Below are 9,858 nucleotides of genomic sequence, written 5' to 3'. Positions count from 1 at the left end.
GCGCTTGGCGACGCCCACCTGCAGGTTGCGGGATCGAGGTCTGGGGATCTGTGGAGGAGGGGGAATTGGGCGGGGAGTGCCCACAGATTGGTGAGCAAACTTTGCAGTTGTTCTGCAATAGAGTTTGCTAACAGGGGTGATTTTATGGCGCTAGCGGGGGTAATGATCGGAAAGTGTTTGTTGGCAGTCTGTGACCTCGATAACCTGAAGTTGTAGGCCCATTCGGCGATCCTAATAACTCTCTCTCGGCTGAATGGGGGGCTGGTTAACCAGGAAAAGGAGGGGGCAGATGACTACCCCGCAAACTCACGTCTCAACTTCGCATACGGAGGGCGAGGACGACCGTGGCGTCGACACGCGCGAATGGCGTCGCATGGCTATTGGCCTTATCCTCGGGCTCGTTTTGGCCGCTCTCGTGTGGTTTATTTTCCCGAGCAACGCCGTCGATACGGTGCTGCAATCGCCTGGCGCTAAGGATGACACGGAATACACCCAGAGCGCGCTGCGCGCCGTAGCGGCCGTGACCATTCTCATGGGTGTGTGGTGGATGACGGAGGCCATCCCGCTGGCCGCCACCGCGCTTTTGCCGCTGGTCATCTTCCCGCTGGCAGGTGTGGGCAGCATCAAGGATGTTGGTGCGCCCTATGCCTCGTCCACCATTTTCTTGTTCATGGGCGGCTTCCTCATCGCCCTGGCCCTGCAGCGCTGGAACTTGCACCGCCGCATGGCGCTATTCGTGGTCAAGGTCGTCGGTACCTCGCCCAAGCAGCTGATCCTCGGCTTCATGCTGGCCACCGGCTTTTTGTCCATGTGGGTGTCCAACACCGCTACCGCAGTGGTCATGCTGCCGATTGGTATTTCCGTGCTTTCGCTGACTGCCGACGCCGTCGGCGGCATGCGCAAACAGAAGAAGTTCGCCACCGCGCTCATGCTGGGTATTGCGTACGCGGCGTCGATTGGCTCGCTCGGCACCCTCATCGGCACCCCGCCGAATACCCTGCTGATGGGCTACATGAAGGAAACTCACGGCATCGTCCTCGGCTTTGGCAAGTGGATGATGGTGGGCATGCCGCTGGCATTCATCTTCCTGTTCATTGCCTGGTTCATGCTGATTACCGTGTTCAAGCCGGAGATGGACAAGATTCCAGGCGGCCGCGAGCTCATTGATTCCGAGATTGAAAAGCTTGGCCCATGGACCGGCCCGCAGGTCATGACGGGCATCATCTTCCTCGGTGCCGCCTTGGCCTGGGTGATCATTCCCTTCTTTGTGAGCAAGGAATCCAACTACGACGACGCAATCGTGGGCATTGCCGCTGGTTTGCTGCTGTTTACCATCCCGGCCGACACGAAGACTGGCGTGCGTCTGCTGGATTGGAAGACTGCGAGCGAAATGCCGTGGGATGTGCTCCTGCTCTTCGGTGGTGGCCTGTCCCTGTCTTCGATGTTCAACAAGTCCGGTTTGTCTCTGTGGATTGGTGAGATGGCCAAGGGGTTGGGCAGCCTGCCCATCATCCTGCTCATCGCTTCGGTGGCCCTGCTCGTGCTCTTCCTGACGGAGATCACCTCGAACACCGCAACTGCGGCGACCTTCCTGCCGATTATGGGCGGCGTGGCCGTGGGTATCGGCCTTACCCAGAATGGCGACATCAACGTCCTGCTGCTCACCATCCCGGTGGCGCTGGCCGCAACCTGTGCCTTCATGCTGCCGGTGGCGACCCCGCCGAACGCGATTGCCTACGGCTCCGGCTACGTCAAGATCGGCGACATGATCAAGGGCGGTATCGGCCTCAACCTGATTGGCTGCGTGCTCATCACCATCACCGTCTACCTGCTTGCCGTTCCGGTCTTTGGGTTGGTTCTGTAGCCCTCAATTAATGAAAAACGTTATCATTACGGGATGGCTACACCCGTTACCGTGCTGTCCGGATTCTTAGGCAGCGGAAAGACCACCCTTCTCAACCACCTGCTTGCTAACCGTGAGGGGCGCAAGCTGGCGGTTGTTGTCAATGACTTTTCCGAAGTCAACATCGACGCCGCCCTCGTCGCCGGCGAGGGCCATCTTGAACGCGGCGAAGACCGCTTCGTTGAACTCTCCAACGGCTGCATTTGCTGCACGTTGCGCGAGGATCTCATTGAGTCCGTCGGCAAGCTGGCTCGTTCCGGCCGCTTCGACCAGATCGTTATCGAGTCCACCGGCATCTCTGAGCCCATGCCTGTTGCCGCCACTTTCGAGTGGGAGTTTGAAGATGGCACCACGCTTGCCGACGTCGCCCCTATCGACACCATGGTCTCCCTCGTGGACGCCTCTACATTCCTGACTAATCTTCGCCGCGGCCGCAGCTTGGTCTCCGAGAACATTGAGGCCACGCCTGAGGATGACCGGACCATTGCCGATTTGCTCGTGGACCAAGTCGAGTTCGCCGATCTCATCCTCATCACCAAGACCGACCTGGTGGAGGCCGCCGAAACTGAGCGCGTCATCGCCACCGTGCGTGCCATGAACCCCCGCGCCCGCGTCGTGCCTGTCACTAACGGTGTTATTGATCCCACGCTGGTTCTTGACGCCCACCTCTATGACACCGCCACCGCCGCGACCTACCACGGCTAAGCGGAGGAGCTGGCCAACCCACACACGCCGGAAACCGAGGAATATGGCATCTCCTCCGTGGTCTTCCGCGCTGACCGTCCCTTCAACCGCGAGCGTCTGCTGAAGGCCCTTCGTGCCAGCACCGGACTGGTGCGTTCGAAGGGCTATTGCTGGGTTGATACCGATCTGCGCGTGGCCCACGCCTGGCAGCAGGCCGGCCCTAACTTACAGATCATGCCGGCCTCCCTGTGGGCGGCCAATGGGGTTACGCCCGGCACCGAGCTCGTGCTCATCGGCGTCGACTTCGACCACGAGTCCACTCTGCAGGCTTTTCGTGACGCCGTGTTTTCCGACGCCGAAGTGGCCACCCTCGTCTAGTCCCTCCTTAAGGTGAACACGGGGTGAATTGCTATGCCCATTTCTTGGGTAGAAAACATGCATTGACATCGTGATTTGTCAGATTTCTAGCGTGTGGGTATAGTTATTCCTCGTTGCACAGCAGAGCGCACACGCTCCGGCGTCAAGCACTGCAAACCAACGGACTGCGCCCGTAGCTCAACGGATAGAGCATCTGACTACGGATCAGAAGGTTGGGGGTTCGAATCCCTCCGGGCGCACCACCTAAACCCCCAGGTTAAGCCATTAAAACCAGGCTAGAGCCTGGGGGTTTATTCGTATTTCTGGGGACTCCCCACATGTTGCGAGTTGTTGCAGGTCATTGGTTCGCGTTAATTCTGTGTGTGAACGAAATGTGATCGCCATGTGAACGGCTGATCGCCGCCATAATCACGGGGCATCACGGTCACCCGTAGGGTTATTTACAGGTGTTGACCGCAGGTCCAATCCTTTCTAGGGAATAGGGAAACATGGTTCGCGCATAGCCATGGGGCCCGCGGCCAACGCCAGGACTCAACATCATCCGCACACGCATAAACCCCGCCAAGTCGCTGACTTCTTGGCGGGGTTTATGTGTGGGCGCGCCGGGCTACACGACGCGGAACATCGAGCGCCGGCGCTCGGCCTCCGAGGCGTCTTTCATCCGCTCGCTTATCGCCCTGGACTCGCGCTCCGCGGCCATCTTCGACTCGATGGCGTCGGGAATCGCGTCCAGGCCTTCCTCCCACAGGTGCGCGTAGGTATCCAGGGGCATAGCCGCCGAGGCGTGGCCAAGCATGAGCTGGACCGTCTTCACGTCGGCGCCCGCGGCGATGGCCAGGGACGCCGCGGTGTGCCGCAGCTCGTAGGTATCCAGCCCCTCGATTCCCGTGTACTGCAGCATGTTGAACCAGACGGTCCTCCAGCGTGACGTGGTCCACACGTGGCCACGCTCGTCGGGCACCAGCCACGCCTCGGGGTCCTTGCCCTCGGCCGCGGCCATGAGCTCGCGCAGCAGCGACCCACCGATGGGCACGTCGCGGTGCTTGCGCGTCTTGGTCTGGTCCGGGCGCCCCAGGTCGTCCACGTCGCGGCGAATCATCAAGCGCGCGCGGTCGTAGTCCAGGTCCTTAACCTTCAACGCCTTCGCCTCGCCCGGCTGCAGGCCCGTCATGACGAGCACCCGCAGTAGCAGCCGCGCGGCATCCGTCGGCGCCGCATCCATGAGCGCGTCCACCTCGTGGACTTTCAAGTAGCGCCGCTCCGACGGCCCCGGCTTCTTGGCCACGGCCTTCTCCAACGGATTCGACGCCACCGCGCCGCGCTCCTTGGCCAAGTCCATGAGCCCACGCATGACCACGCCCACCTTGTACTTCTGCGCGTCCCCGAGCAGCCGCGGCTCCTGGCCGTCCTTGACCGTCTTGGTATTCACCAACGTCGCGATCCACGCCGTCACCGTCGAACGCTGCACCGAAGCACACGCCTCACCGCCCCCACGTCGGCCGCACATGGGTCTGCCACACCGACAGGTAGTCGCGCCGCGTCTTCTCGGAGATACCGGCCTTCGAGGCGTACCAAGGCTCCCACAGGTCCTCGAAGGTGATCGCCTTCTTCTCCTTGGTGATCCAGGTCCCTTCGTCCTGGCCCACCTCCACCCGCGAGCGATGCAACTCCGCGGCATCCTGGGTCACAAACGACTCCGAGGTCCACTCACCGGCTTCTTGCCAGCGCACCTGCCAACGCTTGCCGACGCCCCACCGCGCACTCGGCACCTTCTTCGGCGCGCCGGGGCTTTTGTCGGGGTTCTTCTTTGTCCAGAGGTCCACAATGTAGGCCATGGGATAGACTTCTTCCTTGTCAGGGCGAATCGCTTAGCGGTTCACCTGTCTGGGGCCTCTCTCCCGTCTGTCGCCAAACTTGCCGGGGGAGGGGCCTAATTTATTGATCTAGTGTGCGAGGTTGCAGACGTGCGCGGTCTCTGAGAATTCGGGACTCGATATGTTTGAGCTCATCGATAATCTGTGATTCGATCGCATCATTTTCTTTTGCACGTCGCCGTGAGTCGTAGATTGTGTACCGCTCGCCTGCGAGCCGCTTAGCCTCTGTCATACTGATTCGTCCACGGTCTTGAAGAGGCTCGTATTCATTGAATGCAATAAAGTCATCTGTTTTCTGCATCCAGTCTGCAAGGCGAACTACTTTCCGTCGCTTAGCCTGGCTTTCGGCGTAGTCGAGGAATTGGCTAACTAGGAGGTTCAAGTTTTCCAGCTCATCTGGAAGCAGGTAATTCTTGGCGGAAGTAATGTCGCCCTTGCGTACCTTTTTGCCTCTAAAGGATGTAAGTCCGAGGTTGTCTGCGTGGGGGTCGCATCTTGTTGCAATGATTTCTGAGGCAGTAAGACCTGTAATCGCGTAATGCAACTTATTTTGAATAGCTGCGAAGAACGTTTTTGATTTTTCGGACTTGGGATCGTAGTCCTCGGCGAGCGAAAAAAGCTCCCGAACTTCGGCATAAAAGCGCCGCTCGGACGACCGGATGTCCCGGATTCGCTCAAGTAACTCGTCGAAGTAATCGGCCCCGCGAGGATCCTTGAGCTTTTCGTCATTGAGGACGAAGCCCTTGATTAGGTATTCCTTGAGTACGGATGTCGCCCAGGTTCTGAATTGGATTCCTCGTGGTCCACGGACTCGGTAGCCAACCGCGATTATGGCATCGAGATTGTAGTGATTGAGAAGGCGAGTTATGTCGCGGTCCCCCTCAGATTGAACTCTTTCAAATTTTGTAAGAGTTCGGTCCCTGGTTATTTCACCTTCTTCGTAGATGTTCCTGAGGTGTCTACTGATTGTGGCCACACTGACATCGAAAAGCAATGCCATTTCTTCCTGTGTCATCCAGACCGTTCCCTCGCGAAGACGGAGATGAACTTCTGTGCGCTCATCTTCCGTCGTGTAGACGACAAACTCGCCTAGAGCATCTTCTTCACGTTGGACTGGGGGATTAGTCATGATTGTCTCCAACTCCTTTTTCTTTGGTCTAGCAGGGGCCGTATTCAGACGGGAATCGCTGGCACAGCGGCGGCAACTGTTGGTCTGGGCCGTACCCGTCGCCGCTGTTGGGGTCGTAGGTGGGCGTGTTGGTCATGGGGATATCGACGCCGCCGTTGCAGGCGGGGTACTCGGGGTGCGCGGCGCACATCTCGGCCTTGTTGGCGTAGGTCGGCGCGCTGTCGATGCCGGCATTTCCTTCGGCCTCGGCCGCTGCGGCGCCGCCCATCTGCTGCCAGCACCAGTCGGAGTAGGCGGTTGTGCCATCGGACCACAGCGCGGGACCTGGCGTGCCTTCGAGGCACTGGACTACGTAGGGTTCTTCGTCGGCTGCTGCGGTGGTTGCTTGCGCGTTCGACTCGGGTGCCTTCGTGCTCGTCGCTGCTGCGCTCGTGGAGGTCGGCGTGGCCGACGTGCTGGACGTGGCGGCCGCCGAGGTTGAGGTGGTCGCGCTCGTGGAGGTAGCCGGGGTGCTGTCGCCAGAGTTTGAACATCCGGCCACGAGTAGCGCGGCCGTGGCGATGGAGGCGAATAGCTTCTTCATGGGTGGTTCCTTGTGATTGCTGAGAGGTTAGAGAATCATGCAGCTGTATGGGCTGTGGGTTGGGATTCGGCCGGCTTCGTAGAGTTGCATCCAGATTCGTAATAGTCGTGGGGTAATTCCTAGCTCGGCGGCGATGGCGCTTGGTGCTCCGCCGTTGTCTGCGGCGGCGTCTTCGACTAGGTCGACGTCGATAAGTTTCCGTGCGGCCCATTCATCTGCGAGGCGTTCGGCCCGCGCGGTGGAGCAATCATCACCGTTGGCCGCGTGGCCAAGCTCGTGGCCGATGGCGCACGTGCGAGTGGCAGGGTCCAGCCCCGTTCTCACGATGATGGTTCGGGTGGCCTGGTGGTAACAGGCGTTGTACCTGGCGTCGAGCTTGCCTGTCTCTACTAGCTCGACACCTGCCTGGGCTAGCAGGTCGTGTAGGCGCTCCTCTATAGGGGACATAGGGGATTCCTTTCTAGGGCTGGTGTTCCTCTAGTGGCTCCGTTGCCTCCTGGGCGGCTACGGGTTCGAGGCCAGCATTGATTCGGTCGATTAGGTCATCCTTGCCACGGTCGTCCAAATCGTAGACCTTGCTCTGGACATTCCCTTTAGCATCGGAGCCGTGAACCAATCGGTGCAGGACTTCATCGGTCAATTGGTGGTCGTTTGCTTCTGTTAGAAGCACACCTCCGACCCTTACCTGTCGTAGCTTGGCCTCGTCCTCGGAAATCAAGCCGGACTCTACGAGGGCTTCCAACACATTCGCGCCGTAAGCCCGAGCGAGTTTCACAGCGAACTCTGGGTCGGCCTTGGCGCCTTTCTTCCATCGCGAGAACGCCGACTTGTCGAACCGGGCCTTCTCGGCCGCGTCCTTGAACGAGTCATTCCCGATTAGTTGAGTTACGTACTTCCACCAGCGAGTTTCTTCCATAACGTAAACACTAATTGCGCACGCGCAATTGTGCAAGTAGTGGGCCAATGCAACTTACAGTTGCGCACAAACTTCCAACGGTGTAAGTGCAGTTGTGTTCGAACAATCAATGGTTGTAGCAACACATACTAGGAGGTGAAAAGTGGAAACTATCAACACTGTCCGAGTGAACCAAGAGTGGCTCGAAGCTCAGATAAAGGAAAACGGCGGTGCCTCAAACTTCGCCAAAATCCTCGGAGTTACCCCCTCAACCGTTAGCCGACAGCTCAACATGAAGGCCGAGGCGAGCCCCCGATTCATCGGCGCGGTGCTTGCCAAAATCGCGGTCCCGTTCGTTGACGCCTTCGATGTTACTGAGGAATCCGTCCGCGTTCACCGCTCGCGCATCGTCAAGACGGTCGCCGTTTAGGCGCGCCGGGCCCATGAAGTGATTGGAAGTTAGAAAACAATGAGCACTAACAATAAGAAAGCCCCCGTCGGGGCAACGCCAGGGGAAACCGCTCGAAAGATCGTGCTGAATGTGGAAACGGCAGAGGCCGTATTAGCTCGCCGTGAACGAGAGCAGGGAACTACGTGCTCCACGCAGGTGAAAGTTGCTAATGATTCGGACGAGTTCACGAATCCTTGGGAGCTGTCTTTAGACGAGACTCATTACGCAGTCCGGGTGCTCAATGATGCGCTCGAGCTGCTTGCCGAGCGGAGTGCGCCACTGGATAGTCACGGTGACGTCGAACTTGAGCGGGAAATGTATCGGGGCAATGCCTACCGAGAAACTGGGGCCGAGGCCGGTGGCGGCGAGTTTAGCTTGTCGCGCTCGGTAAGCCTGCTGTTCGGCGTCGAATTCCGCTTTGTTGCGGCGGAGCTTTTCGAGAAGTTCCGGCAGCGAGATGCGGATGTCCTCGCCGGGGGCCAGGTCGACGGTCGGGTGCGTGAGGTGCTCCCCGTCTACGACAACCGTGGCGACGACGTTCAGGGCTTTATCTTGGCCCGTGTTGGTGAGCCGGCAGGTGCTCGGGTCTACCCAGTCGTCCTTCCAGCTCACGTTATTGACTTCAGTGTCGCGAGCCTCGGCCCTGCTGCTTATCGCATTCGCTTCCTCTGCGAGCTCACGCGCATCTACCGCGATGCTGTTGGACTCCTTAGCGACAGCGAGGGATTCCACCGCCTTTTGCTCACTTCGCTGGGCAATCTCGTTAGCGCGCTTCGAATCCAACTTGGACCAAGCTGCCAAGCCAACGCCGACCAGCCCAGTGACACCACTTAGCACGGTGAATAACGAACTCACATCCATAAGCAAAGAATACCCACCACCTAGCTAGGGAAAACACCTAGCGCAGTGGACCACCACATGCTCCTACGGCAGGGGATACCGCAGGAGCACCAACCTCTAGGGAAACCACCATGAAATTCGATACCACCCGCGACTGCGGCTTGGGCATGCGTACGCCGGCCATCTCGTTCGCTGCACTATTCCACCGCCACACCGGTCGCGACTACGAGCCCGCACCACGCGACTACCGCGGCCGCCACCACAAGCCCACCGAGGACCAGGCCCAGCGCCCCGTCCTGCTTATCCGATAGGAGACCACCATGCCGCTATTGAAATCTGCCGATGTTGACGAAGAAAGGAAAGGAGCCCACAAGATGGATGCCTTGAGTTGGGAGGAGCTGCAGTCGCGCTCGATCCGCGACATGATGCGCAGCGGTATTGATGTGCGTTGTCGCACTGAGTTTGGTTTCGAGCCGGGCTGGCAAGACCAGGCGGAATGCTTCACCGAAATGATTATTGACGGCATTTACGGACAGGGATATTGGACAGCGCGTGAAGTGCCGTCTGAGGCCTTCGCATCGCTGGTTATGTCGAGTTGTATGAGCTTGACCGCGGCCCAAAAAGCTGTGTTGGAACAGGCCCTGCTGGTGCCGTAGCGGATAGCAACTCTCCTGTGGCAGGGGATACCGCAGGAGGGAATCAAGAGAGGAAAACTATGAGTAATCACGAAGAAACCTCCGGCGCTGCAACGCCGGAGGAACTGGCTGAAAAGTCGATCGCCTTCTCCAAAGCAGCCATCGAATACGCAAAGAAAATAATCGAAGAACTGCAGAAAATTGGCGACGACGAGCCTGGTTAGAACGGCTTTTCTCCGTACTTCTGCTCAAACGCAGTAACTGCGGCGTTGAGAGCATCTTCGGCAGAGCTGTGTGTGGTCTTGGCTTGCTGGTAGAACTCTTCAGCCTTGTCGAACTTCTCGGCGGCTGCCTTCTTGGATGCCTCGGCCTGATCCAGGTTGAAACGGGCCTTACTGACAGAGATAGCCGCCTGGTCAAACATCGACTTCGCCAGCTGCAATTGGGCTCGTTCTTGTTCCTTACTCATCTTCACTTCACCTCACT

13 protein-coding genes, 1 tRNA gene and 1 pseudogene are annotated in these 9,858 nt (G+C 58.8%); 7 read left to right on the top strand and 8 right to left on the bottom strand.

Annotated features, from left to right (window positions below; all coding sequences use genetic code 11):
- Positions 1-289: 289 nt before the first annotated feature.
- From HMPREF2808_RS10985 to HMPREF2808_RS10975, 3 genes and pseudogenes are all read left to right on the top strand, one after another.
- Positions 290-1,864 (top strand): SLC13 family permease, encoded by a 1,575-nt coding sequence (locus tag HMPREF2808_RS10985; protein ID WP_070624665.1) that lies wholly within the window; start codon positions 290-292, stop codon positions 1,862-1,864.
- Between the two features lie 33 nt (positions 1,865-1,897).
- Positions 1,898-2,965 (top strand): annotated as a pseudogene (locus HMPREF2808_RS10980) (GTP-binding protein).
- A gap of 166 nt (positions 2,966-3,131) precedes the next feature.
- Positions 3,132-3,207: transfer RNA gene (locus HMPREF2808_RS10975), tRNA-Arg, on the top strand.
- Between the two features lie 365 nt (positions 3,208-3,572).
- Here HMPREF2808_RS10975 and HMPREF2808_RS10970 read toward each other — a convergent pair.
- From HMPREF2808_RS10970 to HMPREF2808_RS10940, 6 genes are all read right to left on the bottom strand, one after another.
- Positions 3,573-4,394, bottom strand: coding sequence for a tyrosine-type recombinase/integrase (locus tag HMPREF2808_RS10970; protein ID WP_246818574.1), 822 nt, complete (start codon positions 4,392-4,394; stop codon positions 3,573-3,575).
- 52 nt (positions 4,395-4,446) lie between these two features.
- Entirely contained in the window at positions 4,447-4,800 is a 354-nt protein-coding gene (locus tag HMPREF2808_RS13845; RefSeq protein ID WP_070624663.1) for a hypothetical protein, read from the bottom strand.
- A gap of 100 nt (positions 4,801-4,900) precedes the next feature.
- Entirely contained in the window at positions 4,901-5,968 is a 1,068-nt protein-coding gene (gene rhuM / locus HMPREF2808_RS10960) for a RhuM family protein (protein ID WP_070624661.1), read from the bottom strand.
- A 28-nt stretch (positions 5,969-5,996) separates the two neighbouring features.
- Positions 5,997-6,551, bottom strand: a complete 555-nt coding sequence (locus HMPREF2808_RS13390) for a hypothetical protein (RefSeq protein ID WP_141752609.1) — start codon at positions 6,549-6,551, stop codon at positions 5,997-5,999.
- Between the two features lie 27 nt (positions 6,552-6,578).
- Complete coding sequence (locus tag HMPREF2808_RS10945; protein ID WP_070624656.1) at positions 6,579-6,998, bottom strand: ImmA/IrrE family metallo-endopeptidase; 420 nt, start codon at positions 6,996-6,998, stop codon at positions 6,579-6,581.
- Positions 6,999-7,011: 13 nt separating this feature from the next.
- On the bottom strand, positions 7,012-7,467 hold the full coding sequence (locus HMPREF2808_RS10940) for a helix-turn-helix transcriptional regulator (RefSeq protein ID WP_070624654.1): 456 nt from the start codon (positions 7,465-7,467) through the stop codon (positions 7,012-7,014).
- A 142-nt stretch (positions 7,468-7,609) separates the two neighbouring features.
- Between HMPREF2808_RS10940 and HMPREF2808_RS10935 the strand changes: the two genes are divergently transcribed.
- Positions 7,610-7,876, top strand: coding sequence for a helix-turn-helix domain-containing protein (locus HMPREF2808_RS10935; RefSeq protein ID WP_070624652.1), 267 nt, complete (start codon positions 7,610-7,612; stop codon positions 7,874-7,876).
- A 228-nt stretch (positions 7,877-8,104) separates the two neighbouring features.
- On the opposite strand, the gene HMPREF2808_RS10930 is transcribed toward HMPREF2808_RS10935, so the two are convergent.
- Entirely contained in the window at positions 8,105-8,752 is a 648-nt protein-coding gene (locus HMPREF2808_RS10930) for a hypothetical protein (protein WP_141752608.1), read from the bottom strand.
- A 116-nt stretch (positions 8,753-8,868) separates the two neighbouring features.
- Between HMPREF2808_RS10930 and HMPREF2808_RS10925 the strand changes: the two genes are divergently transcribed.
- From HMPREF2808_RS10925 to HMPREF2808_RS13560, 3 genes are read left to right on the top strand one after another with little or no spacing between them, the layout of a single operon-like run.
- The gene (locus HMPREF2808_RS10925) at positions 8,869-9,048 is read left to right on the top strand and encodes a hypothetical protein (RefSeq protein ID WP_070624649.1); all 180 of its coding nucleotides are present in this window, start codon (positions 8,869-8,871) and stop codon (positions 9,046-9,048) included.
- A 9-nt stretch (positions 9,049-9,057) separates the two neighbouring features.
- Positions 9,058-9,393, top strand: coding sequence for a hypothetical protein (locus tag HMPREF2808_RS10920; protein WP_070624648.1), 336 nt, complete (start codon positions 9,058-9,060; stop codon positions 9,391-9,393).
- 59 nt (positions 9,394-9,452) lie between these two features.
- Positions 9,453-9,596, top strand: coding sequence for a hypothetical protein (locus HMPREF2808_RS13560; RefSeq protein ID WP_168165081.1), 144 nt, complete (start codon positions 9,453-9,455; stop codon positions 9,594-9,596).
- On the opposite strand, the gene HMPREF2808_RS10915 is transcribed toward HMPREF2808_RS13560, so the two are convergent.
- Positions 9,593-9,841 (bottom strand): hypothetical protein, encoded by a 249-nt coding sequence (locus HMPREF2808_RS10915; RefSeq protein ID WP_141752607.1) that lies wholly within the window; start codon positions 9,839-9,841, stop codon positions 9,593-9,595. The genes HMPREF2808_RS13560 and HMPREF2808_RS10915 overlap by 4 nt on opposite strands.
- Positions 9,842-9,858 lie beyond the last annotated feature (17 nt).

The organism is Corynebacterium sp. HMSC078A10, assembly GCF_001811565.1.
Lineage (GTDB): Bacteria > Actinomycetota > Actinomycetes > Mycobacteriales > Mycobacteriaceae > Corynebacterium > Corynebacterium hesseae.
Note: the sequence above shows the minus strand (reverse complement) of the source record. Positions and strands in the feature narration are given on the sequence as shown.

Bases quoted from the DNA above. Each gene is read 5' to 3' on its own strand.
- HMPREF2808_RS10985 (WP_070624665.1), top strand. From the start codon at position 290: ATGACTACCCCGCAAACTCACGTCTCAACTTCGCATACGGAGGGCGAG.
- HMPREF2808_RS13845 (WP_070624663.1), bottom strand. From the start codon at position 4,800: ATGGCCTACATTGTGGACCTCTGGACAAAGAAGAACCCCGACAAAAGC.
- rhuM (WP_070624661.1), bottom strand. From the start codon at position 5,968: ATGACTAATCCCCCAGTCCAACGTGAAGAAGATGCTCTAGGCGAGTTT.
- HMPREF2808_RS13390 (WP_141752609.1), bottom strand. From the start codon at position 6,551: ATGAAGAAGCTATTCGCCTCCATCGCCACGGCCGCGCTACTCGTGGCC.
- HMPREF2808_RS10945 (WP_070624656.1), bottom strand. From the start codon at position 6,998: ATGTCCCCTATAGAGGAGCGCCTACACGACCTGCTAGCCCAGGCAGGT.
- HMPREF2808_RS10940 (WP_070624654.1), bottom strand. From the start codon at position 7,467: ATGGAAGAAACTCGCTGGTGGAAGTACGTAACTCAACTAATCGGGAAT.
- HMPREF2808_RS10925 (WP_070624649.1), top strand. From the start codon at position 8,869: ATGAAATTCGATACCACCCGCGACTGCGGCTTGGGCATGCGTACGCCG.
- HMPREF2808_RS10920 (WP_070624648.1), top strand. From the start codon at position 9,058: ATGCCGCTATTGAAATCTGCCGATGTTGACGAAGAAAGGAAAGGAGCC.
- HMPREF2808_RS13560 (WP_168165081.1), top strand. From the start codon at position 9,453: ATGAGTAATCACGAAGAAACCTCCGGCGCTGCAACGCCGGAGGAACTG.
- HMPREF2808_RS10915 (WP_141752607.1), bottom strand. From the start codon at position 9,841: ATGAGTAAGGAACAAGAACGAGCCCAATTGCAGCTGGCGAAGTCGATG.